Source organism: Streptomyces canus (assembly GCF_030816965.1).
In the GTDB taxonomy this organism is placed as follows: Bacteria; Actinomycetota; Actinomycetes; order Streptomycetales; family Streptomycetaceae; genus Streptomyces; species Streptomyces canus_E.
This window is the reverse complement of record NZ_JAUSYQ010000002.1, coordinates 1,877,516-1,900,486: the sequence shown is the minus strand read 5'-3', so window position 1 is coordinate 1,900,486 and position 22,971 is coordinate 1,877,516. Positions and strand designations below refer to the sequence as shown.

At 71.4% G+C, this 22,971-nt stretch carries 22 protein-coding genes and 5 tRNA genes; 18 read left to right on the top strand and 9 right to left on the bottom strand.

Features of this window, described 5'->3' with window-relative positions; all coding sequences use genetic code 11:
• Positions 1–67 precede the first annotated feature (67 nt).
• The gene (locus QF027_RS09775; protein WP_307073969.1) at positions 68–574 is read left to right on the top strand and encodes a sigma-70 family RNA polymerase sigma factor; all 507 of its coding nucleotides are present in this window, start codon (positions 68–70) and stop codon (positions 572–574) included.
• Positions 575–619: 45 nt separating this feature from the next.
• Positions 620–1,117 carry a GNAT family N-acetyltransferase gene (locus QF027_RS09770; protein ID WP_306984122.1) on the top strand — a complete coding sequence of 166 codons (498 nt, stop codon included), beginning with the start codon at positions 620–622 and terminating at the stop codon, positions 1,115–1,117.
• Positions 1,118–1,204: 87 nt separating this feature from the next.
• Here the strand turns inward: QF027_RS09770 and QF027_RS09765 are convergent, their stop codons facing one another.
• Entirely contained in the window at positions 1,205–1,639 is a 435-nt protein-coding gene (locus tag QF027_RS09765) for a hypothetical protein (RefSeq protein WP_306984127.1), read from the bottom strand.
• A complete protein-coding gene (locus QF027_RS09760) occupies positions 1,620–1,979 on the bottom strand; it encodes a hypothetical protein (RefSeq protein WP_306984128.1) in 360 nt (119 codons plus the stop codon). Before QF027_RS09760 ends, QF027_RS09765 begins: the two co-directional genes overlap by 20 nt.
• 69 nt (positions 1,980–2,048) lie before the next feature.
• On the opposite strand from QF027_RS09760, the gene QF027_RS09755 reads away from it, so the two are divergent.
• The 9 genes from QF027_RS09755 to QF027_RS09715 all read left to right on the top strand — a co-directional run bounded on the left by QF027_RS09755 (position 2,049) and on the right by QF027_RS09715 (position 14,410).
• The gene (locus QF027_RS09755) at positions 2,049–2,699 is read left to right on the top strand and encodes an HAD family hydrolase (protein WP_307073967.1); all 651 of its coding nucleotides are present in this window, start codon (positions 2,049–2,051) and stop codon (positions 2,697–2,699) included.
• A 319-nt stretch (positions 2,700–3,018) separates the two neighbouring features.
• Positions 3,019–4,050, top strand: a complete 1,032-nt coding sequence (locus tag QF027_RS09750) for a methionine ABC transporter ATP-binding protein (protein ID WP_306984130.1) — start codon at positions 3,019–3,021, stop codon at positions 4,048–4,050.
• Entirely contained in the window at positions 4,047–4,772 is a 726-nt protein-coding gene (locus QF027_RS09745; RefSeq protein WP_306984133.1) for a methionine ABC transporter permease, read from the top strand. Before QF027_RS09750 ends, QF027_RS09745 begins: the two co-directional genes overlap by 4 nt.
• A 68-nt stretch (positions 4,773–4,840) precedes the next feature.
• Positions 4,841–5,671: a MetQ/NlpA family ABC transporter substrate-binding protein gene (locus tag QF027_RS09740; RefSeq protein ID WP_306984135.1), complete on the top strand. Its 831-nt coding sequence runs from the start codon at positions 4,841–4,843 to the stop codon at positions 5,669–5,671.
• Positions 5,672–5,827: 156 nt separating this feature from the next.
• A complete protein-coding gene (locus tag QF027_RS09735; protein ID WP_306984137.1) occupies positions 5,828–6,466 on the top strand; it encodes a GNAT family N-acetyltransferase in 639 nt (212 codons plus the stop codon).
• A gap of 119 nt (positions 6,467–6,585) precedes the next feature.
• Entirely contained in the window at positions 6,586–7,797 is a 1,212-nt protein-coding gene (gene cbiE / locus QF027_RS09730; RefSeq protein WP_306984139.1) for a precorrin-6y C5,15-methyltransferase (decarboxylating) subunit CbiE, read from the top strand.
• A 377-nt stretch (positions 7,798–8,174) separates the two neighbouring features.
• A complete protein-coding gene (cobT, locus tag QF027_RS09725; RefSeq protein ID WP_307073966.1) occupies positions 8,175–12,119 on the top strand; it encodes a nicotinate-nucleotide--dimethylbenzimidazole phosphoribosyltransferase in 3,945 nt (1,314 codons plus the stop codon).
• 166 nt (positions 12,120–12,285) lie between these two features.
• Entirely contained in the window at positions 12,286–13,527 is a 1,242-nt protein-coding gene (gene cobA, locus QF027_RS09720) for a uroporphyrinogen-III C-methyltransferase (RefSeq protein ID WP_307073964.1), read from the top strand.
• 64 nt (positions 13,528–13,591) lie between these two features.
• Entirely contained in the window at positions 13,592–14,410 is an 819-nt protein-coding gene (locus QF027_RS09715) for a TrmH family RNA methyltransferase (protein WP_307073962.1), read from the top strand.
• Positions 14,411–14,472: 62 nt separating this feature from the next.
• Here the strand turns inward: QF027_RS09715 and QF027_RS09710 are convergent, their stop codons facing one another.
• Positions 14,473–15,885: a serine/threonine-protein kinase gene (locus QF027_RS09710; RefSeq protein ID WP_306986758.1), complete on the bottom strand. Its 1,413-nt coding sequence runs from the start codon at positions 15,883–15,885 to the stop codon at positions 14,473–14,475.
• Positions 15,886–16,081: 196 nt separating this feature from the next.
• Between QF027_RS09710 and QF027_RS09705 the strand changes: the two genes are divergently transcribed.
• The 4 genes from QF027_RS09705 to QF027_RS09690 all read left to right on the top strand — a co-directional run bounded on the left by QF027_RS09705 (position 16,082) and on the right by QF027_RS09690 (position 18,863).
• The gene (locus QF027_RS09705) at positions 16,082–16,357 is read left to right on the top strand and encodes a hypothetical protein (protein ID WP_307073959.1); all 276 of its coding nucleotides are present in this window, start codon (positions 16,082–16,084) and stop codon (positions 16,355–16,357) included.
• Positions 16,358–16,553: 196 nt separating this feature from the next.
• Positions 16,554–16,736, top strand: a complete 183-nt coding sequence (locus tag QF027_RS09700) for a hypothetical protein (RefSeq protein ID WP_069761409.1) — start codon at positions 16,554–16,556, stop codon at positions 16,734–16,736.
• 796 nt (positions 16,737–17,532) lie between these two features.
• Entirely contained in the window at positions 17,533–18,471 is a 939-nt protein-coding gene (locus tag QF027_RS09695) for an aminoglycoside phosphotransferase family protein (RefSeq protein ID WP_307073957.1), read from the top strand.
• Positions 18,472–18,551: 80 nt separating this feature from the next.
• Positions 18,552–18,863: a TFIIB-type zinc ribbon-containing protein gene (locus tag QF027_RS09690; RefSeq protein WP_306984152.1), complete on the top strand. Its 312-nt coding sequence runs from the start codon at positions 18,552–18,554 to the stop codon at positions 18,861–18,863.
• A gap of 48 nt (positions 18,864–18,911) precedes the next feature.
• Here QF027_RS09690 and QF027_RS09685 read toward each other — a convergent pair.
• The 5 genes from QF027_RS09685 to QF027_RS09665 form a co-directional block, all read right to left on the bottom strand.
• Positions 18,912–18,983: transfer RNA gene (locus QF027_RS09685), tRNA-Val, on the bottom strand.
• 31 nt (positions 18,984–19,014) lie between these two features.
• Positions 19,015–19,086 (bottom strand) — tRNA-Val (locus tag QF027_RS09680).
• 34 nt (positions 19,087–19,120) lie between these two features.
• Positions 19,121–19,192, bottom strand: a tRNA-Val gene (locus QF027_RS09675).
• Between the two features lies 1 nt (position 19,193).
• Positions 19,194–19,267, bottom strand: a tRNA-Cys gene (locus QF027_RS09670).
• Positions 19,268–19,306: 39 nt separating this feature from the next.
• A tRNA-Gly gene (locus QF027_RS09665) sits at positions 19,307–19,379 on the bottom strand.
• Positions 19,380–19,557: 178 nt separating this feature from the next.
• Here QF027_RS09665 and QF027_RS09660 point away from each other — a divergent pair.
• Genes QF027_RS09660 through QF027_RS09650 form a run of 3 tightly spaced genes read left to right on the top strand, consistent with a single transcriptional unit; the run spans position 19,558 to position 22,296 of the window.
• A complete protein-coding gene (locus QF027_RS09660; RefSeq protein ID WP_307073954.1) occupies positions 19,558–20,601 on the top strand; it encodes a chorismate-binding protein in 1,044 nt (347 codons plus the stop codon).
• Positions 20,598–21,419 (top strand): aminotransferase class IV, encoded by an 822-nt coding sequence (locus QF027_RS09655; protein ID WP_307073952.1) that lies wholly within the window; start codon positions 20,598–20,600, stop codon positions 21,417–21,419. The genes QF027_RS09660 and QF027_RS09655 overlap by 4 nt, the downstream gene beginning before the upstream one ends.
• A 49-nt stretch (positions 21,420–21,468) precedes the next feature.
• Positions 21,469–22,296 carry a GNAT family N-acetyltransferase gene (locus QF027_RS09650; protein WP_307073950.1) on the top strand — a complete coding sequence of 276 codons (828 nt, stop codon included), beginning with the start codon at positions 21,469–21,471 and terminating at the stop codon, positions 22,294–22,296.
• Positions 22,297–22,303: 7 nt separating this feature from the next.
• Here the strand turns inward: QF027_RS09650 and QF027_RS09645 are convergent, their stop codons facing one another.
• Positions 22,304–22,825, bottom strand: coding sequence for a DsbA family protein (locus QF027_RS09645; protein ID WP_307073948.1), 522 nt, complete (start codon positions 22,823–22,825; stop codon positions 22,304–22,306).
• Positions 22,826–22,971 lie beyond the last annotated feature (146 nt).

Genomic DNA, 22,971 nt, shown 5'->3' with positions numbered 1-22,971 from the left:
GCCCCGTTCGGGGTGACTTGCCGCCGCCCGGGCAACCCAGAGCCCGGGCGGCCGTGTCGTACCGCATATGACGCACGACTTGGTCGCCACCCTGCGCCCGCTGCTGACCGCCGAGGCCTCCGCGGAGGCACATGCCACCGGTACCGAACCGGCCGACCTGGAGCAGGCGGTGTGGCTCCGCCTCCTGGAGCATCTCGAGACCCAGGGCCCGCCCCTCGACCCGCCCGGCTGGCTCCGCCGCGCCGTCCGTTCCGAGTCCCGCCGCAGCCGTCGTACGACCCGCCTGGAACGGCCGTACGACACCGAACCCGCGGCCGACGACGACCGCACCCCCGAACAGCTGACCCTCGCGGCGGCCCGCCATCGGGCCCTGCACGACGCGGTGCGCCGACTGCCCGGCCGCTGCCCCTCGCTCATGGCGGCCCTCCTCTCCCCGCGGGACCTGACCTATCGCGAGATCGCGGGGGAGTTGGGTATCTCACAGGGCAGTCTCGGTCCGGAACGTTCCAGATGCCTGGGATGTCTTCGCAGATTGCTCACACCGGAGGTTGCGACACGCCGGGGGCGGGGATAGGAGTGGGGGACAACAGGCGATCAGGTGAGCGGGAGGCGTGCGCACATGGGCATGAGCGTGACCATCTCTGCGGCGGCCGAGCAGGACGCGGAGCAGATCTTCAGGCTGCAGTACCTGTGCTTCCAGAGTGAGGCGGCGCTGTACGGCAACTACCGCATCGATCCGCTCGTCCAGAGCCTGGACTCGGTCCGCGCGGAGGTGGCCTCGGACTGCGTCTTCGTGGCCCGCCTGGGCGACGAGGTGGTCGGCTCGGTCCGCGGCCGCGTCACCGAGGACGGTTCGGCCGCCATCGGCAAACTCTGCGTCCACCCCCGCCTCCAGGGCCACGGCATCGGCGCCCGCCTTCTCCGGGCGGCCGAAGCCGCCCTGGCGGAGGAGCGCGGCGCCACCAGCTTCCGCCTCTTCACAGGCCACCGCAGCGAGGGCAACCTCCGCCTCTACCGCAAGGTCGGCTACCAGACGGTGGGCACGTCGGAGGGCGCGGACGGAGTACCGATGATCGTCCTGGAGAAGCCGGCGGGCACATACGCGGCCACGGCCTGATTTTTCAGGGGCGCGGGGCTGTGTTGATCTGCGGCTTCGCCGCGTGGGCGCGACCAGCTACAACGGACCGGATGCCGCCACACAACCTCAGGCGGCATCCCCGTCCGGCGCACCCTTCCGCAGCCAATAGATCGCCGACAACGGAAGCAACACGGGGATAAAGAGGTACCCGATCCCGAAGTCCGACCACACGGTCGCATCCGGAAACGCGGACGGTTCGACCAACGTCCACGTCCCCACCGTCAACACGCCCAGCAGCTCAACCACACAGCACACCAGCGCCGCCTTACGGGCCGTCTCACCACCCCGCACCAGCGAGTACGTGATGAAGCCGTACACGACACCCGCAACGGCAGACAGCGAATAGGCCAGCGGCGCCCGGTCGAACTCGGTGGAGATCTGCACGGCCGACCGCGACACCGCCCCGACCACCATCACGCCGTACAGCCACACCAGCAGCGTCCCCGGGCCGCTGGTCAGCCGCCGCCGGCTCGCGCTCACTTCAGCCTCCCCAGATGTCATAGAGCCGCACCTCCAGAACGGCCAGCACCACACCGCCGGCGGCAACCGTCACCGATCCCCACCGCGTCCGCTCCGTGAGCGACATGAGCCCCGCAGCCGGCACACACGCGAACGCCCCCAGCAGATAGGCGACGAAGATCGTCGTCCCCTGCTCCGGCTTCTCGCCCCGCGCGAGCTGCACGATCCCGATCACCAGCTGGACCAGCGCCAGCACCGACACCACGGCCATCCCGATGAAGTGCCAGTCCTTGGTCGGCTGATCACGGTACGCGGCCCAGCCGCACCAGGCGGCCAGCAGCAGCGCGGCGACGCCGGTCACCAGCGTCAGGGCATCAAACATGCGGCGAGCCTATTACGGTCCAAAAGGCCTGATGCGGCCACCCCCGCACGGCACCGTAGGGTCGACAGCATGAAGATCCCTGCCGAAGCCCTCCTGTTCGACAACGACGGAACCCTCGTCTCCTCTCTCGAATCCGTCCAACGCTGCTGGACGCGCTGGGCCGAGGAGTTCGGCATCACCGCCGAGGAGTTCGCCCGCGTCGAACTGCACGGGCGACCGGCCGTGGAGATAGCCGCCGACCTGCTCCCCGCCGACGTCGTGCCGCAGGCTCTCGCGCGGATCGAACAGCTGGAGGTGGAGGACGTACCCAACGGCGGTGTCCATCTGCTCCCCGGCACCAGGGCCTTCCTCGACGCCCTGCCCGCCGACCGCTGGGCCGTCGTCACCTCCGCCACCCGCCGGCTCGCCGAGGCCCGACTCGAAGCGGTCGGCATCCTCCCCAAGACGCTGGTCGCCGCCGACGACGTCACCCGCGGCAAGCCGGACCCCGAGCCCTACCTGCTCGCCGCTCGCGAACTCGGCGTCGACCCGGCCCGTTGTGTCGTCTTCGAGGACGCCCCCGCGGGACTGCGCGCCGGCCGGGCCGCCGGAATGACCACCGTGGCCTTGACCACAACTCATCAGGCCCACGAGCTCGACGCCGACTTGGTGGTCGAGAACCTGTCGGCATTGTCGGCACTGGTCACCGGCGGGAACGTGGAGATCTCCGTCCGGTCCTGAAACGTGTCCACCGTTGTCCGTCATTCGGACAACGGGTTCTTGGTCGCTCCCATACGTCTGCTTTACTGATCGCATGACCACGACGAGCTGCCGCACCCTTGCGACCGAGGCGACCATGACGCCCGGTGCTCGTTGTATGTGTCGAATGTGCGCCTGTTAGAGGGCCCCCGCACCACCCCCTGAGCCTCGCGCCCCGAAGCGAGCCGCCCCGGCACGTCCGTACGCCGTGAACGCCGTACGTGACCCATGTGCCCGCGCACGACTTCTCCCGTACCAGGGCACACCCACGCCCGCGTACTCGACAGTGACGGAAACCCCAGTGATCACGACAACAGGCCTCACCAAGGTCTACCGCTCACGCGGGCGAGAGATCACCGCCCTCGACGGCGTCGATCTCCACGTCCGCGAAGGCGAGGTGTACGGCGTCATCGGCCAGTCCGGCGCCGGCAAGTCCTCGCTCATCCGCTGCGTCAACCTGCTGGAGCGCCCCACCGCCGGCACGGTGACCGTCGCCGGACAGGACCTCACCGCCCTCGCGGGCCGCGGGCCCCGCGCCGGCAAGGAGCTGCGGCAGGCGCGCAGCCGTATCGGCATGGTCTTCCAGCACTTCAACCTGCTGTCCACACGGACGGTCCAGGACAACGTCGAGCTGCCGCTCGAGATCCTCGGCAAGTCGGGAAAGGAGCGCTCCCGCAAGGCACTTGAGCTGCTGGACCTCGTCGGACTCGCCGACAGGGCGGGCGCCTACCCGGCCCAGCTCTCCGGCGGCCAGAAGCAGCGCGTCGGCATCGCCCGTGCCCTGGCCGGCGACCCCAAGGTGCTCCTGTCCGACGAGGCCACCAGCGCCCTCGACCCGGAGACCACCCGCTCGATCCTCCAGCTGCTGCGCGACCTGAACCGGCAGCTGGGCCTCACCGTCCTGCTCATCACCCACGAGATGGACGTCGTGAAGTCGGTCTGCGACTCGGCCGCCCTGATGGAGAACGGTCGCATCGTCGAGTCCGGCACGGTCGGCGAGTTGCTCGCGACCCCCGGCTCCGAGCTGGCCGCCGCGCTCTTCCCCGTCGGGGGCGAGGCCACCGGCGAGGACCGGACCGTCATCGACGTCACCTTCCATGGCGAGGCCGCCACCCAGCCGGTCATCTCCCAGCTCTCCCGCACCTACAACATCGACATATCGATCCTCGGCGCCGCCATCGACACCGTCGGCGGCCTCCAGATCGGCCGGATGCGGATCGAACTGCCCGGCCGCTACGAGGACAACGTCGTGCCGGTCGGTTTCCTGCGCGAACAGGGTCTTCAGATCGACATCGTCGGTGCGCCCCAGCTGGTGAAGGAAGGTGCCAAGTGACCTGGTCCGAGATGCGGCCCCTGCTGGAGCAGGCGTGTTGGGACACCCTCTACATGGTCGGCTGGTCCACGCTCATCGCCGTCGTGGGCGGCCTTCCGCTCGGTGTCCTCCTGGTCCTCACCGACCGCGGCGGACTCCTCCAGAACGTCGTCGCGAACAAGGTCATCGGGCAGGTCGTGAACATCGCCCGCTCGATGCCGTTCATCATCCTGATGGTCGCTCTGATGGGCTTCACCCGCTCGATCACCGGGACGACCATCGGCCGCGAGGCCGCCATCGTGCCGCTCGCCATCGGCGCCATCCCCTTCTTCGCGCGCCTCGTCGAGACGGCTGTCCGCGAAGTGGACGGCGGGCTCGTGGAGGCCGTGCAGTCGATGGGCGGCAACACCTGGACGATCGTCCGCAAGGTTCTCGTCCCCGAGTCCCTGCCCTCGCTGATCGCCAGCACCACGACCACGATCGTCGCCCTCATCGGCTACTCCGCGATGGCCGGCACGGTCGGCGCCGGCGGCCTCGGCGACATCGCCATCCGCTACGGCTACCAGCGCTTCGAGACCCAGCTCATGTGGATCACCGTCGCGATCCTCGCCGTCGTCATCTCGGTCATCCAGTTCGCCGGCGACTACGCGGCCCGTTCGCTGCACCGCCGGGGCGGACGCTCCGGCCCGGCACCGAAACTGCGGCTGCTGAAGGCATCCACGGCGGACACCAAGACCGTCTGAGACACCCCCGATTTTCCCCGTGCACCCGTACGCGGGGTTCGCTGCACCCAAAAGGAAAGGCACTTTTCGTGCGTAACACCGCAAAGCTCACCACTGCCGTCCTCGCCGCCGGAGCCCTCACCTTCGGGCTCGGCGCCTGCGGGTCGTCCGGTTCGGACTCCGCCTCCGACACCAGCGGACCGCTGGTCGTCGCCGCGAGCCCCACCCCGCACGCCGAGATCCTGAACTACGTCAAGGAGAACCTGGCGAAGAAGGCGGGCCTCGACCTGGAGGTCAAGGAGTTCCAGGACTACATCGTGCCGAACACGGCGACCGAGGACGGCTCGGTGGACGCCAACTACTTCCAGAACCAGCCCTACCTCGACGACTTCAACAAGAAGCGCGGCACGCACATCGTGCCCGTCGTCACGGTGCATCTGGAACCGCTCGGCCTCTACTCCCACAAGGTGAAGAGCGCCGACGCCCTGAAGAGCGGCGCGACCGTCGCCGTCCCGAACGACGCCGTCAACGAGGCCCGCTCCCTCAAGCTGCTCGCCGCCAACGGGCTGATCACGCTCAAGGACGGCGCCGGCAGCGAAGCGACTCCGCAGGACATCGCCAAGAACCCGAAGAACCTCAAGTTCAAGGAGGTCGAGGCGGCCCAGACCGTGCGCTCCCTCGACGACGTGGACGCGGCGGTCGTCAACGGCAACTACGCCATCTCCGCCGACCTCAAGCCGGCCAAGGACGCCCTCGTCCTGGAGTCCGCGAAGAACAGCCCCTACGGCAACTTCCTCGCGGTCAAGGAGGGCAACGAGGACGACCCGCGCGTGAAGAAGCTCGCCAAGCTGCTCACCTCCGCCGAGGTCAAGAAGTTCATCCAGGACAAGTACGCCGGTTCCGTCATCGCGTCCTTCTGATCGGCGCAGGGCTACCGGCGCGTATACGACGTATCGCCACGCACGGGGTCCACTCCGTCACCAGGTGTGGGCCCCGTGATGCGGTTCGCTGCGTTCATGCTGCATGCTGGGCAGTTCAGCAGCCCTGCAGGTTTTCCGACGGTTACGGAGTGGCGCATGACTGGCACCTTCCCCAACATCTCCATCAGCACGGAGCGGTTGGTGCTGCGCCCTCTCGACGAGGACGACGTGCCCGCGCTGGCCGAGATGATGAACGACGAGCAGGTCGGGGCCTGGACCGACGTGCCCCAGCCCTACAGCGAGGAACAGGCGCGCGACTGGATCACGCAGTACGCGCCGACCGAACGGGAGACCGGCCGCGGGATCAACTTCGCCGTCACGGAGTTCCTCACCCAGCGCCTGGTCGGCATCGTCCAGCTCGCCAAGACCAACTGGCACGTGCGCTCCACGGAGTTGTCGTACATCATCGCTCCCTGGGCCCGCGGCGAGGGCTACGCCTCCGAGGCCGCGCTCGCCACCGCCCAGTGGCTGTTCACCGACCAGAAGTTCGAGCGGATCGAGCTACGCACGGCGGCCGACAACACCGCCTCCCAGCAGGTCGCCCAGAAGATCGGCTGTATCAGCGAGGGCGTCCTGAGAAACGCCTGCATAGCGCACGTCCGCGCCGAGGACGGCACCTGGAGCGACGTCCGCACCGACTTCATCGTGTGGAGCCTGCTGCCCGAGGACCTCGACGGAGCGGGCGACCAGCTGGCCGACACGGACGGCTTCACGACGTACTCCGACTGGAACTGACCGGATTCGAATCCAGGTCGGCGAAAGCGCTTCCGGGGCGCAGCGGGTACCCTCACGGAGCCGCCCGCGGGCCGCCCACCGACGACGCCTGCGCACACCCCCCTGGAGACTGAGAGACGATGGCCGACCGCGTCACGGTGATCGGCTGGGACGGCTCGCCGCTGACCGCCGCGGCACGCTCCGCCCTCAACGCCGCCACGCTGGTCGCGGGCGCCGCCCACCATCTGGCACTCCCCGAGGTGCCACCCGCCGCCGAACGCATCCGCCTCGGCAGCGTCGCCCTCGCCGCCCGCCGCATCACCGGCCACCGCGGCACCGCGGTCGTGCTCGCCGACGGCGATCCCGGATTCTTCGGAGTCGTACGCACCTTGCGCGCACCCGAGTTCGGCCTGGAGGTCGAGGTCGTCCCCGGCGTCTCCTCGGTCGCCGCCGCCTTCGCGCGCGCCGGTATGCCCTGGGACGACGCCCAGGTGGTCGTCGCCCACCGGCGCACCCTGCGACGCGCGGTGAACGTGTGCCGAGCCCACACCAAGGTCGCCGTCCTCACCTCGCCCGGCGCCGGCCCCGCCGAACTCGGCCTGCTGATGGAGGGCGTCCACCGCACCTTCGTCATCTGCGAGGAACTGGGCACCGACCGCGAACAGGTCACCGTCGTCACCTCCGACAAGGCCGCCGACCACACCTGGCGCGACCCGAACCTCGTCATCGTCATCGGCGGCACGGCCGCCGTGACGGAAGGCGGCGGATGGATCGCCGGCCGCGACCCGGCCGCCGCGCCGCGCGGCTGGACCCTGCCCGCCGAGGCCTACGGCGGCCTCATGGGCGAAGGCGAACTGGAACCGCTCCGCGCGGCCCAACTCGCCCGGCTGGGACCGCGCGTCGGCGACCTCGTGTGGGACATCGGCTGCGGCAGCGGCGCCTTCGCCATCGAGTCGGCCCGGGCCGGGGCGGCCGTCATCGCCGTCGACCGCGATCTCAGGGCCTGCGAGCGCACCGAGGCCAACGCGCGCGCCTTCGGACTCCAGGTCCAGATCGTCCCCGGCACCGCCCCGCACGTCCTGGAGAACCTGCCCGAACCGGACGTCGTCCGCGTCGGCGGCGGGGGAGTGGCCGTGGTCTCCGCCGTCGCCGACCGGCGTCCGCAGCGCATCGTCGCCCACGCGGCCACCCGCGACGAGGCCGAACTCGTCGGCCGGGACCTCACCGAACACGGCTACCGCGTCGAGTGTGCCCTCCTCCAGTCCGTCGAACTCGACACCCGGGCCTGGACGGAGACGGAACGCAGTGTCGCCTTCCTGCTCAGTGGGGTTCTCCCGGACCGTACGGTCTGACGCCGCCGGTCGCTGTTCCGCCGTCCCCGTGATCCTGTTGTCGTACTGCGCGCGGTAGGCTGGCCGACTGTTGTACCGCTCCTGGCTGCCCGGCATTCGTTCGTCAATGTCCGGAAAGCGCGCCCGTTTTGGGGTGGGTGTGGTACGGCAGAACCGGAGGACGCGCAACGTGGCGCAGTCCACAGCGGGCTGTCGCGGATCAACCTGTCGCGACGGGGAAACGGCCGGGACAATGCCAGTTAATGGCTTTGTCGTCTTTCTCGGCGGGCCGTTCGTGCCGCTGGGCACGCACGCTCGTTCTTCACTGCGGGGGCGGTCGGTGCGCCGTCCCCGGCGAGCTGGTCGTAGAAGCACTAACCGATGGGCGAGGGGTACGCATGACCGACACCGGCCAGGTCCCGGGCGAGGGGCTGCCGGAGAACGCAGGCATGGTGGAACAGCCGGGCGTCCCTGGTGCGTACACCTACCTCTCCGAGACCACCGCCGAGGACGAAGACCTGTTGCTGCTGCCGGGCGCCCAGAGCCCGTGGGGCAACGAGGTTGCCCCGCCCGCCCCGGAGCCCGTCGTCGAGACCGTCCACGAGCCGGGCCCGCACGAGATGTCCGGGCGCGACAGCGGAGCGCATGATCTGAGCGCCGTCCGCACGCCCCGGCCGCAGGCTCCCTCGATGCCGATCCCGCCCATCACGCCCCGTCGGCCGCTGCACCTCGGTCCGCCGATCCCCGACGCCTCCGCGAGCCCGGTCCGCTCCCTCGCCGACCGCGGCCCCGCGGGCGCACCGGTACGGCAGCCGGCCGCGGCCACGCCCGGCCCCGAGTACTTCGACGCGCCGCAGCCGCAGGGCGCGGTCCCGTGGGACGCCCCTGCCCAGGCCGCCGTCCAGACGCCGGTGAGCACGGTGGCCCCGGCTGCTGAAACGGTTGTTCCGGCCCAGGAGCCGGTGGGCGCCGCCCAGACCGCGGTGACCCCCCTCGCTTCCGAGTCGGAATCCGCGGGGCACGAAGCTCCCGAGGCCCCGGCGCCGGATGCCGTACCGGGCCCGGAGGCCGGGTACGTGCCGGAGCCGGCGCAGACTCCCGTCACCGAGACGGGTCAGATCCTGGCCGACGGTCCCGAGGCTGACGGAGTTCAGCCCGGGGGAGACGAGCCCGCATCCGTCGTACACGCCGACCTGGGCGGGGGGCAGATGCCGGGAGACGGCTCCCTGCCTGACGGTGTTGAGTTCGCTCCGGCTGCCGGTGCGGAGGTGCCCGCGGACCAGCTCCTGGCTGACGGGCCGGTGGCCGAGGCGGTCCCGGATTCCGGTGCCGCCGCCGAGCAGGCGCCGGACAGTGGCCCCGTCGTCGGTGCTCCGGAGGACGCGGTCGCCGTGCCGGACCCGGTCGACACCGCTGAGGCCGAGCCGACGCCTGCGCCCGAGGCCGTGCCTGCCGTGGAGACTTCCGCCGCGGCGGTTGCCGCCGACGCCACCACGCCGGTCGCCGGGGCCGAGTCCGGCACGGACGGACAGGACGCGGCAACCGCCGCCGCGCCGGAGGCCGTTGCCGTCCAGGAAGCGGTCGCTTCGGAAACGGTGACTGCCGAGGACGCCGAAACCGGCACGTCTCAGGAAACGGACGCGTCTCAGGAAACGGACGCCTCGCACGAAGCTGCCGTGGCTCCGGAAGCCGAAGCCGCCCTGGAGGAAGTCGCACCCCTCGTCGATGAAGCCGCCTCCGCGGCAACCCCGGAGACCGCCGAAGCCGTAACGCCCGAGGCACCCGTGGAGGCCGAGCAGGCCCCGCAGCCGGCGGATGCCGTCACCGCACCCGCCGAAGTCCTCTCCGCACCCGCGGCCGAGGCTCCCGAGCCAGTCGCCGTCGAGGAGGCAGTACCGGCGCCGGAGCGGATCCAGGAGCCCACCCCCGCTGCTCTGCCCGCCGAGACCCCGCAGGATCCCCACCTCGTCCCGCCGGCCCCGGACCTCGCCCAGTCCGCCCCACAGGGCCCCGTCGGAGGGCCGGCCGACGCCACCGCCCAGGAAGCGCCGGAGCCCCTCGTGGCGGACGTGGCCCACATCGACGTACAGACGATGGCCCCGGCGGCTCCGGCGGACGAGGTCCAGCCGTCGGACCCGGTCGCGCAGGAGGCGTTCCCGGCCGCCCCGGACCAGGCGCCGCAGGGCCCGCAGACGTCGGCGGCTCAGCCGCTCGCGGCGGAACTCGACGGTGCGCAGCCCCAGTTCGCGTACCCCAGCGCCGCAGAGGCCCCCGTCGTGCTGCCCGCCGGGGTCCCCTTGGAGCCCCGACCGGGCGAGCCCTTGGGCGAGTTCGTGCCGGTGGACGGCTCGGTGCCGACCACCCCGCACCTCGCGCCGACCCCGCCGCACCCGCTGTCGCTCCCCACGGACGACGCACAGCACCCCGTGGTCCCGGCCCCGCGTGAGGCGGGCGGAGACCCCGTACTCGCACAGCAGGCGGACGACCTGGACACCCGGGCGGCCGATCAGGAAGACCAAGAAGTCCAGCAAGTCCAGCAAACCCAGCAAGCCCAGCAAGCCCAGGAAGAAGTGAGCACGGCCGCCGTGGAAGAAGTACGACAGTCCACGGGCCCCGCCGCGCCCGCCTACGACGACGCCGAGCGCGAGGCCGTCCTCAAGGTCATGCGTGAGCGCCGCGACATCCGCAACGGCTTCCGCAGCGACCCGATCCCGCACGAGGTGCTGCTCCGTGTCCTGGAGGCCGCCCACACCGCGCCCTCCGTCGGCCACTCGCAGCCCTGGGACTTCGTCGTCATCCGCTCCGCCGAGACGCGCGCCGCGATGCAGGACCTGGCCCAGCGCCAGCGCGAGGCGTATGCCAAGTCGCTGCCCAAGGGCCGGGCCAAGCAGTTCAAGGAACTGAAGATCGAGGCCATCCTCGAGACCCCGGTGAACATCGTCGTCACCGCGGACCCGACCCGCGGCGGCCGCCACACCCTCGGCCGGCACACCCAGCCGCAGATGGCCCCGTACTCCGCGGCGCTCGCCGTGGAGAACCTGTGGCTCGCGGCCCGCGCCGAGGGGCTCGGCGTCGGCTGGGTCAGCTTCTTCGACGAGCGCGAGATGGTCCGCGTGCTCGGGCTCCCCGAGCACCTGGAGGTCATCGCCTACCTGTGCGTCGGGTACGTCGACGAGTTCCCGGACGAGCCCGAGCTGATGCAGGCCGGCTGGTCCAAGCGCCGCCCGCTGTCGTGGGTCGTGCACGAGGAGACGTACGGCCGCCGTGCCCTGCCCGGCGAGGAGCCGCACGACCTGCTCGGCGAGACCGTCGCCCAGATCCGCCCGCTGGACGCCAAGGCACTCGGCGAGGCCTGGGAGCGGCAGAAGCGGATGACCAAGCCGGCCGGCGCGCTCGGCATGCTGGAGATCATCTCCGCCCAGCTGGCCGGGCTTTCGCGGCAGTGCCCGCCGCCCATCCCGGAGCCCGCGGCTGTCGCGATCTTCGCCGGTGACCACGGCGTGCACGCCCAGGGCGTCACCCCCTGGCCGCAGGAGGTGACGGCCCAGATGGTCGCCAACTTCCTCGGCGGCGGCGCGGTCTGCAACGCCTTCGCCGCTCAGGTGGGCGCCGAGGTGTGTGTGGTGGACGTCGGCGTGGCGTCCGAACTCCCGGCCACTCCCGGCCTGTTGCCCCGCAAGGTCCGTGCCGGTACATCCGACATGACCACCGGTCCCGCGATGACCCGCGAGGAGGCCAAGCAGGCCATCGAAGTCGGCATCGAGACCGCGCGTGACCTGGTGGCCGCCGGCAACAAGGCGCTGCTCACGGGCGAGATGGGCATCGCGAACACCACCGCGTCCGCCGCCCTGATCTCGGTCTTCACGGGAACCGATCCCGCCGACGTGACCGGCCGCGGCACGGGCATCAACGACGAGACCCTGGCCCGCAAGACCGAGGTCGTGCGCCGCGCGATCGACCTCCACCAGCCGGACCCCGCGGACCCGATCGGCGTCCTGGCGGCGATCGGCGGCTTCGAACACGCGGCGATGGTGGGCCTGCTGCTGGGCGGCGCATCGCTCCGCACGCCGGTCATCCTGGACGGCGTCAGTGCGGGCGCCGCCGCCCTGGTGGCGCGCGCGATCGCCCCGGAGGTCCTCGCGGCCTGCATCGCGGGCCATCGCAGCGCGGAACCCGGCCACGTGGCCGCCCTGAACAAGCTCGGCCTGCGCCCCCTGGTCGACCTGGACCTCCGCCTCGGCGAGGGCACGGGCGCCCTGCTGGCCCTCCCGCTGGTCCAGAGCACGGCGCGGGCGATGCATGAGGTGGCGACCTTCGATTCCGCAGGGGTGACCGAGAAGTAGGCGCTGCGAGGGGGATCCGGGACGTGCTCCCCGGGTCCCCCTCGCACGTGGATCCGTGCCCGGCAACGACGCCCAGCCAACGGACACCTGAGCCGCCCACCCCGTCCACCCCGTAAAATCCGCACGTCAGGGCCACCGCACTGCCGTAAAGAGGAGCCGCACCCTCATGGCCGAAAACCCCGCCTACCCCGTAGGCCTCCGCCTCACCGGCCGCAAGGTCGTCGTCCTCGGCGGCGGCCAGGTGGCCCAGCGCCGTCTCCCGGCCCTGATCGCAGCGGGCGCGGACATCGTCCTGGTGTCCCCCTCGGCGACCCCCTCCGTGGAGGCGATGGCGGACACGGGCGAGATCACCTGGGCCCGGCGGCCTTACCAGGAAGGCGACCTGGAGGACGCCTGGTACGCCCTGATCGCCACCGGCGACACGGAGGCGAACACCCGTGCCTCGGCCGAAGCGGAGCGCCACCGCGTCTGGTGCGTCCGTTCCGACGACGCCGACGCCGCCACCGCCTGGACCCCGGCGACGGGCCACAGCGAGGGCGTCACGGTCGCCGTGCTCACGACGAACGCGAAGGGCCGGGACCCCCGGCACACGGCGGCCATCCGGGACGCGGTCGTCGAGGGCCTCCGCGACGGCACCCTCGTCGCCCCCCACCACCGCACCCGCACCCCCGGCGTCGCTCTCGTCGGCGGCGGTCCCGGCGACCCCGACCTGATCACGGTCCGCGGCCGCCGCCTCCTCGCCGAGGCCGACGTCGTCATCGCCGACCGCCTCGGCCCCCGCGACCTCCTCGCCGAGCTCCCGCCGCACGTCGAGGTCATCGACGCGGCGAAGATCCCGTACGGCCGTTTCATGGCCCAGGAGGCCATCAACAACGCCCTGATCGAGCACGCCAAGCAGGGCAGGTCGGTCGTACGGCTGAAGGGCGGGGACCCCTATGTCTTCGGCCGGGGCATGGAGGAGCTGCACGCCCTCGCCGAGGCCGGCATCCCCTGCACCGTCGTCCCCGGCATCTCCAGCTCGATCTCGGTCCCGGGCGCGGCCGGCATCCCGGTCACCCACCGGGGCGTGGCTCACGAATTCACGGTGGTCAGCGGCCATGTCGCCCCTGACGACGAGCGTTCCCTGGTCGACTGGCCCTCGCTCGCCAAGCTCACCGGCACCCTCGTGATCCTCATGGGCGTCGACAAGATCGGCCGGATCGCCGAGACCCTGGTGGCCCACGGCAAGTCGCCCGACACCCCGGTCGCCCTGGTCCAGGAGGGCACGACGGCCGCCCAGCGCCGGGTCGACGCCACTCTGGCAACGGTCGGTGAGGTGGTCGTCGCCGAGGAGGTGAAGCCTCCGGCCGTCATCGTCGTCGGCGAGGTCGTCACCGTAGGACCGCGGACGGCGGAGCCCTCGGAGTAACCCGGGGTAACACAACCTGTTCCCAGCCGTTGGCACCGCTCCCCGGACAAGGCAGTATCACCCTGTGGCCGATCTCATCACCGTCGAGGACCCCGACGACCCGCGCCTGCACGACTACACGGGCCTGACCGACGTCGAACTGCGGCGCAAACGCGAGCCGGCCGAGGGCCTGTTCATCGCCGAGGGCGAGAAGGTCATCCGCCGGGCGAAGGACGCGGGCTACGAGATGCGCTCCATGCTGCTCTCCGCGAAGTGGGTCGACGTCATGCGTGACGTCATCGACGAACTCCCGGCCCCGGTCTACGCCGTCAGCCCGGAGCTCGCCGAACAGGTCACCGGCTACCACGTGCACCGCGGCGCGCTCGCCTCCATGCAGCGCAAACCCCTGCCCACGGCGGCCGAGTTGCTCCAGACCGCCCGCCGCGTGGTGGTGATGGAGTCGGTCAACGACCACACCAACATCGGCGCGATCTTCCGCTCGGCGGCGGCGCTGGGCATGGACGCGGTGCTGCTGTCGCCCGACTGCGCCGACCCCCTGTACCGCCGCAGCGTCAAGGTCTCGATGGGCGCGGTCTTCTCCGTCCCCTACGCCCGCCTCGAGTCCTGGCCCAAGGGCCTGGACTCGGTCCGCGAGGCCGGCTTCACCCTCCTCGCCCTCACCCCCGACGCCAAGGCCAAGACCCTCGACGAGGCCGCCCCGCACAAGATGGACCGGGTCGCGCTGATGCTCGGCGCCGAGGGCGACGGCCTGACCACCCAGGCCCTGGTCGCCGCCGACGAATGGGTCCGCATCCCGATGGCCCACGGCGTCGATTCCCTCAACGTGGGCGCGGCGGCCGCGGTCGCCTTCTACGCGGTGGCCACGGGGCGCCCACAGGGCTGAGCCGCGGGTCGGGCCAGATCCGCCCAGGGCGCTTACCCCTGACGGCGATCCCGGCGAAGCACTCAGTCCGTCCCGCCGCCGACCAACTGCGGCGGTTCCTGGGGCGGCGGCGCGTGCACCTGTCCCTGCCGCTGTTCCCGTACGACACCGCTGTCGCCGCCGAGTCCGCGCGGCGGCCCCTGGCAGCCCTGGGCCGCGGCGATGCCCAGGGCCACGAGCAGCGTCACCACGACGAACACGAACAGTCGTTGACGCAGGAGACGGGGGTTGGCGGGCCGCAGTCCCGTCTTGGTGTTCCTGGGGGAGGGTCGACCGGTACCGCTGCGCTGACCGGGGCGGTTTCCGCTGCCGGACCGGGTCGTGTTCCGCGAGGAGGCCGGGGTGGACCGGGGGCCGGGGCGGGAGGAGGGCACGCCGTTGCCACGCGGGGTGCTGCCGCCGCGTGACGGAGTCCCGCCGCGCGCGGGAGCCTGGCCCCGGACCTGCCCGGAACCGCGGGCCGGAGGGGTTCCCTGAGAGCTGGGATTGCTCGGCGGACCCTGGGGGCGTCGTTGGGCGGCCCGCTCGGGGTAGGTGTCGGCGATGCGCCCGGTGGGCCGGTCCGCCTCGCCGGCGCGCGGGGCGGGCGGCCGTAGATCCGGCAGGCCCTGTGCCTCGCGGGCCGCGATCTCCTTGAGCCGCAGCGACAGTTGGAGCGTGCTCGGCCGCTCCTCGGGGTCCTTCGCCAGACAGGCGCGGATGAGGGGGGCCACCGCGTCGGGCACGCCGTGCAGCTGCGCCTCCTCGTGGACCACGCGGTACAGCATCACCTCGGAACTGCCGTGTCCGAAGGGCGAGTCACCCATCGAGGCGTACGCCAGGGTCGCGCCCAGGGAGAACACGTCGGTGGCCGGCGTCACCGCGGCGCCGCGCACCTGCTCGGGCGCGAGGAAGCCGGGGGAGCCGACGGCGGTGCCGACATGGGTGAGGGTGGAGGCTCCGGTCGCCCAGGCGATACCGAAGTCGATGATCCGCGGGCCCTTGGGCGACAGAAGGATGTTCGACGGCTTGAGGTCGCGGTGCACCACCCCCGCCTCGTGCACGGCGACGAGCCCCTCCGAGAGGGCGGCTCCGATGGCGGCGACCTCGGCCGCGCCCAGGGAACCCTCGTCGGCGACCTTGTCGTGGAGGGAGGGGCCGGGGACGTACTGGGTGGCGAACCACGGACGGTCTGCTTCCAGGTCCGCCGCCACGAGCCGGGCGGTGCAGCCGCCGCGGATCCGTCGCGCGGCGGAGACCTCGCGCGCGAAACGCGACCGGAACTCCTGATCCTCCGCGAGATCGGGCCGGATGACCTTCAGCGCGACCCGCTGCCCCTTGCGGTCGGAGCCCAGGTAGACGACGCCCATTCCGCCCGCGCCGAGCCGTCTGTGAAGTTTGAACGAGCCGACGACGCGCGGGTCCTCGCGCCTCAGGCGCATCATCGCCATGTTCATCCCCGCTGCCCGGTCCGTGTGACGAGCCACAGCTTACGTTTCCGCGGGCCGCCGCGCGCAGAGGCCGCGCCCTCTCGTCCCGATGGATTGTCAGTGCCGGGTGGGAGACTTGAGGAGTGGTCAGGGAGCCGGAGGGCGGGCGGACTTCGGCGCGGATGTGATCCCAACCACCCGTCGCAGAAGGGGGATTGAATCCGTGAAGGGTGATCGCGTGGAGATAGTCGTGGACGCAGGGGACACGACGCGCACATACGAGGTGGTGGCGAGCAGGGCGGGCCGCCGGGTGGAGACGGCGGTACGGCGAGGTGTCGTGGAAGTGAGCGAAGTCACGCGGAACGGATCGGTGGTGCGGACGGCCCGGTTCATGGCGACCCGGGTGCTCGCTCTGGTGGAGCAGCCGGTGCCGCGTGAGGACGGCTCGGAGAAAGCCGGACAGACCGGACGACCCCTCGGGGAAGACCCGGAGACCTAGGTCCCCGTCTCCACCCACGGGAGTACTCCGCTGGTCATGGCTCATCCTCGGGGAGGCCCGGCAATCGGTACGAGGGCATGACGTGCGGAGAGCCCCTGACGCCTAGATTTGAGGTCAAGCGGCGGGTGCAGCACTCGTCCCCCGAGGTCAGACACCCGCCGCTGCCAACCACAACAGAACGGTCAGGAGAGGGACCATGGCTCTTACGGCACCGCGGACACTGTCCCGCACATCCAAAACCCGCCGTACGGGCCGCCGTCACCCGCTGGTGGCGACGCTCATGGCCCTTCCTCTGGCGGTCCTGCTCCTCGTCGTCTTCGACGGCTGGGAGACAGTGACCACACAGGCGTCGTCCGTGGGAGTGATGCTGGGGCGCTGAGCGGCGACCCCAGGCCCGGAAGAGCGGTCCGGGCGGGGACATCAACCCATGAAACCCCGTGGGGACGGGGGTGCGGCGGACGGCAAAATGCCGGCGCAGCTGGGGAGCTGCGCCGGCATTGCTTTGCCCTCGGCGGTTGAACGGAATGCCTGTACGGGCTCGCGTACCGCCTGCGGCCGCGGGCGTATCCGTCCTCAGTCCGGCGGCTGTCCCTCCAGCGGACACCGACCACTGAGGGCGGACACCCTCACCCCGTTCCCCTTCACGCCGCACGGCCCGTCGTTGCGCGGGGCGCGATCCGTCCGACGCACGGGGCGGCGAACGGTCCGTCCTGGAGCGTGAGGTGGGGATGGGCCCATCGTGGCGCTGAGGTGGGGACCGGTCCGTCGTCGCGCGGTGCGGCGAACGGCCCGTCGTGGCGCGGGTGACTGCAACTCCCCAGGGGCGCGGGGAACTGCGCGACCAGCCCCCACCGGCCTGCAGACGCGCAAGGACCGGCGTGGCAATCCCGTAGCCGCCCGGTCCAGTTCCAGCGCAGCTGCCCGCGGGGAACTGTGCGACCAGCCACAACGCACCCGCACCCGCACCCGTCCAAGGCCCCATCGAGGCACCCCCACAGGCGCCCGGTCCAGGCCCAGCGCAGCTGCCCGCGGGGAACTGTGCGACCAGCCACAACGCACCCGCACCCGCACCCGTCCAAGGCCCCATCGAGGCACCCCCACAGGCGCCCGGCTCAAGCCCAGCGCAGCGGCCGCGTACGCTCGCGAACAGACCAGCCCGCCGCCCAGGGAGCCCCGTGACCACCCACCCCCTGCTCACCGAGCTCACCCTCAGAGCCAGAAACGAGGCCCACTCCCGCGAGCGGTCGGCGTGCCCCTGCGGAGCGACAACCCTCGCCGACCGCCCAGACGCCACAGTCGTCCGGCACGCGGACACCGTCGCGAAGGCCCACGCCCCCGACACCGCCCCCGCCGACCTGACCCCCCGCCTCGCCACAGCCGCCCACCTCCCCGGCATCCTCCTGCCCCCACTCGGCAGGACCCCCGTCGACCTGCACGGCAGACTCGTCACCTTCTGGCCGTACGGCGAACCCGTGGACCCGGAGAGCCCCGACGCCGCCCCCTGGGAAGCCGCCGCCACCCTCCTCGCCCGCCTCCACCGCACCCCCGCCCCACCCGGCCTGCCCTCCATGCGCGGCCCCGTCAAAGCAGCCCTCGCCGTGGCCCGCCTCCTCGCCTCCACCCGCCAAAGGCACGCCGTCCCCGTCCTCCGCGCCTGGCGCACCCTCCCCGCCTGGGCCCGCGCCGAGACCCCCATGTCCGACACGACGACCCTCTGCCACGGTGACCTCCACCTCGGTCAACTCGTCCGCCACCCCGCCCCCGACGGCCCCTGGCACCTCATCGACGTCGACGATCTCGGCGTAGGGGAACCCGCCTGGGACCTCGCCCGCCCCGCCGCCTGGTACGCCTGCGGCCTGCTGTCGCCCGACGACTGGTCCCGTTTCCTCGGCGCCTACCGAGCGGCAGGCGGCCCCGCGGTCCCCCCCGACGGCGACCCCTGGCCGGCCCTGGACGTCGCCGCCCGCGCGCTCACCGTGCAGACGGCGGCCCGGGCGATCGCCAAGGCGACCGAGGCGGACCGTGCGCTGGACGACGTGGAGCAGGCGGTCGTCGACGCCTGTGAGCGAATGGGTTCTGCCCCGCCGCAGTTGGCGGGCGGTTTCGCGAAGTAGGGTGCAACCGACCAGGGCCGGACGGAGTCTGTCCTGGCGTAACGCGAAGCAGGACCAACGGGCGAGGAGTTGAGCCGACGATGCAGTGTCCGAAGTGTCACGCACCGATGCACACCTACAACCGCAACGGTGTCCAGATCGAGCAGTGCAGCGGCTGCCGCGGGATCTTTCTCGACTACGGCGAGCTGGAGGCGCTGACCCGTATGGAGTCCCAGTGGGGCGGCGGCCCCGCCGTTCCACCGCCCCCGGCTGCTCCGCAGTACCCTGCCGCTCCCGGCGCTCCGGCCTGGGGCGCGCCGCAGCACGGAGGCGGTCACTACGGCGGCCACGGTGGTCAGCACGGCGGTCACCACCGCAACCGCGGCTTCGGCCACATGCTGTTCTCCAGCTGACCGGGCAACGAGGAAGCCCCCGGCCGCAGGGCCGGGGGCTTCGGTGTGTGCGCGATACTGGGATTGAACCAGTGACCTCTTCCGTGTCAGGGAAGCGCTCTCCCGCTGAGCTAATCGCGCGGGAACCACGATCAAGATCGTGAATACTGCGTGCGCGATACTGGGATTGAACCAGTGACCTCTTCCGTGTCAGGGAAGCGCTCTCCCGCTGAGCTAATCGCGCGGGTCAGACCTTCGATGATCTTCCGAAGATCCAGTGGACGATACTGGGATTGAACCAGTGACCTCTTCCGTGTCAGGGAAGCGCTCTCCCGCTGAGCTAATCGTCCTTGGAGGTGGAGACGGGATTTGAACCCGTGTAGACGGCTTTGCAGGCCGTTGCCTCGCCTCTCGGCCACTCCACCAGGAGTGCAGGGGCTCGGGAAGATCCCCTGTTTCCATCGAGCGGACGACGAGGCTCGAACTCGCGACCTCAACCTTGGCAAGGTTGCGCTCTACCAACTGAGCTACGTCCGCTTGTCGTTTCGTTCCGCTCGCGCGGCCCGGCGACGAGTTGAACTCTAGCGGATTCCGGGGCCAGTACAAAAACGCGTTTGCGCAGCGTGCTGCGGTGCGCATGTCGACGTACGTGGTCAGGGCGGCCTGAGGGACATGGCCAGGTCACCCGCAGGACACCCGCCATAGACTCGACAGCGTGCTCGACCTCGCTCCTCTCGCCCGTTTCGGCGACCGCGTCGCCACCGGTCTCCTCGATGTCACCAGCGATCCCGCGGCTCTGGACTCCACCGGCTTCTGGGCTGTCGCCGCGGACTTCGAGGGCGGTCTGACCTGCGCCCGCTTCGCCGACGTTCGCCAGGAGCCGGTGCCCGAGCCGCGGCCGGGAGCGTGGCGAGGGCCCCTGGGTGGTGACTGGACGTCATCGCTGGATCGCGCTGCGTACATGGAGGGTGTACGGCGGATACGTGCGCACATCGCCACCGGCGAGGTCTACCAGGCCAACCTCTGCCGTGTGCTCACCGCGCCCCTCGCACCCGGTGCCGACGTGGACGCGCTGACCGCGCTGCTGGCCCGCGGCAACCCGGCGCCCTATGCAGGAACGATCCGGCTGCCCGGACACGGGGTCGAGATCGCCACCGCCTCCCCCGAACTGTTCCTGCGTCGGGAGGGCCGGATCGTGGAGTCGGGGCCGATCAAGGGGACCGGGCGGACCGAGGACGATCTGCTGGCCAAGGACTACGCCGAGAACGTGATGATCGTGGACCTGGTCCGCAATGACCTCGGGCGGGTGTGTGCCACGGGCAGCGTCACCGTTCCCGATCTGTGCGCCGTGGAGAAGCACCCCGGTCTCGTCCACCTCGTGTCGACCGTGCGGGGCGAGCTGCGCGAGGGCGCCGGCTGGGCCGAGCTGCTCGACGCCGCCTTCCCGCCCGGCTCGGTCACCGGCGCGCCCAAGTCCAGCGCCCTGCGGATCATCGACGCCCTCGAGACCGCGCCCAGGGGGCCGTACTGCGGAGGCGTCGGCTGGGTCGACGCCGACCGGGGTACCGGGGAGCTGGCCGTCGGCATCCGCACCTTCTGGATCGACCGCGCCGAGGGAGTGCTGCGCTTCGGCACCGGCGCCGGCATCACCTGGGGGTCCGACCCCGAGGGGGAGTGGCGGGAGACCGAGCTGAAGGCGTCCCGGCTGCTCGCGGTAGCGTCGGGGACGTACGAGGTGACTGGAGGGACCCTTACGTGAAGATCTGGCTCGACGGCGGGCTGCAGGACACCGCGACCGCCCGCGTCTCCGTCTTCGATCACGGGCTGACCGTGGGCGACGGCATCTTCGAGACGCTGAAAGCGGTGGACGGCCGCCCCTTCGCCCTCACCCGGCATCTCGACCGGCTGACCCTGTCGGCGCGGGGCCTGGGGCTGCCCGACCCCGATCACGACGAGATCCGCCGCGCCTGTGCCGCCGTACTCGAAGCGAACCCCGTGCCGCTCGGGCGGCTGCGCATCACGTACACCGGTGGCCATGGTCCTCTTGGCTCCGACCGGGGAGAGCACGGGCCGACCCTGGTGGTCGCCCTCGGCGAGTCCGCCCCGCGACCCGACTCCACGGCCGTGATCACCGTCCCGTGGACCCGCAACGAGCGCGGCGCTCTCACCGGGCTCAAGACCACCTCGTACGCCGAGAACGTCGTCGCACTCGCACGCGCGCGTGCGGACGGCGCTTCCGAGGCGCTGTTCGCCAACACGGTCGGGCAGCTGTGCGAGGGCACCGGGTCGAACGTCTTCGTCGTGCTCGACGGTGAGATCCACACACCGCCGCTCGCCTCCGGCTGCCTCGCGGGCATCACGCGCGCGTTGACCGTGCAATGGACCGGAGCCAAGGAGACCGACCTGCCGCTCGACGTCCTGGAACGGGCTGACGAGGTCTTCCTCACCTCGACTCTGCGGGACGTCCAGGCCGTCCATCGCGTCGATGCGCGCGAACTGCCGGGCGCGCCCGGCCCGGTGACCGCGAAGGCCATGCGCATCTTCGAGGAGCGGGCCGGGCACGACCTCGATCCGTAAAGCCCCGGATATTGGGCTGACCGGGCGCGCGGCAGCGGGTAGAACTCCGGTGATGACCACCACCCTGCGGCCGACCGAGCCGCTTCAGCGCGGCTCCGACGGGGCGCTGTCCCGCCACTACACGGTGTGCGTGAACAGCCGTCCCGTCGGGGCGATACACCTCGCGACCCATCCGAGCTTCGGGCCGGCCGTGGCCCAGATCCGCGATCTGCGCATCGAGGAACCCGACCGCAGGCGCGGCCGGGGCACGGTCGCCGCGCTCGCCGCCGAGGAGGTGGCGCGGGGCTGGGGCTGCGGGCAGCTGGAGATCAGGGTCCCCGCCGACGCCGAGCCCGCGCTGCGGCTCGCCACCATGCTCGGATACGTCCATCGCAACCGCGGTATGGAAAAGCGGCTCGGCGCCGCCGCGCCCGAACTGCCCGCGGGCAGTCGCGGCAGACCCATGACGGAGGCCGAGTTCGGGTCGTGGGCGGAGCGCGGCGTCGCGGAGTACACCCGGGACTGGGCCGACCGCGGGGTGCCCGAGACCGAGGCGAGGGCGAGGTCGGAGAGGGACAACGAACAGTTGACGGAGCGCGGCCTCGCGACCGAGAACGCGCTGTTCAGCGTGCTGGAGCACGACGGGATCCGGGTCGGCGTCCTGTGGGTGGAGTTCATCGGCGACAAGGCGTTCGTCTACGACGTCGCGACCGAGGAGGCCTTCCGGGGCCGTGGGCACGGCCGTTCTCTGATGCTGCTGGCCGAGGCCCAGGTGATCGCCTCCGGCAGACGGGTCCTGGGCCTCAACGTCTTCGCGGGCAACGCACCGGCGGAGCGGCTGTACGAGTCGCTGGGCTACGAGACGGTGGGTTACTCGATGTACAAGAGCCTGTTCTGAGGCCGGCTCACTCCTGCCCGGCGAGCAGCCGGTCCGCGATCTGTTCGATCCGCTCGCGCAGCCCTTCCTGGCTCTTGCCGCCGTCGAGACGCTCGCCGTCGATGACATACGTCGGGGTCCCGCTCACGCCGATCGCCTTGCCCTCGGCCTGGTCGGCGTCCACGATCAGGATGTGCCGGCCGTCGATCAGCGCGGTGTCGAACTCCTCGGCGTCGAGCCCCAGTTCACGGGCGACCTCGACCAGGAAGGGTTCTCCCGCACGGTCCAGCTGCTCCACCCGCCCCAGCACGACCTCGACGAACTCCCAGCCGCTGCCCTGCTCCAGTGCCTCCTCGGCGGCCTGCGCGGCGGCGAAGGAGTGCTTGTTCTTCTCCAGCGGGAAGTGCCGCAGCCGCAGCTCCAGACGGTCGCCGTAACGGGCACGCAGGGCCCGGACATCGTCCAGCGCGGCACGGCAGTCCGGGCACTGCAGGTCGCACCAGACATCGAGAACGGGCACGGCCGGACGGACGGGGGAGGGGTCGCTCATGGGCCCAGTCTCCCAGCTCCGGGCCACCCGTCCGAATCGACCCCGGTCGTCCACGACGGCATCCGCCTGCTTCGTCGGTACGACCCCGACCGGCACCTCGGGAGGAGGTGACCCGGAGATGTCCCTGATGTCCTGCCGGGGCATGG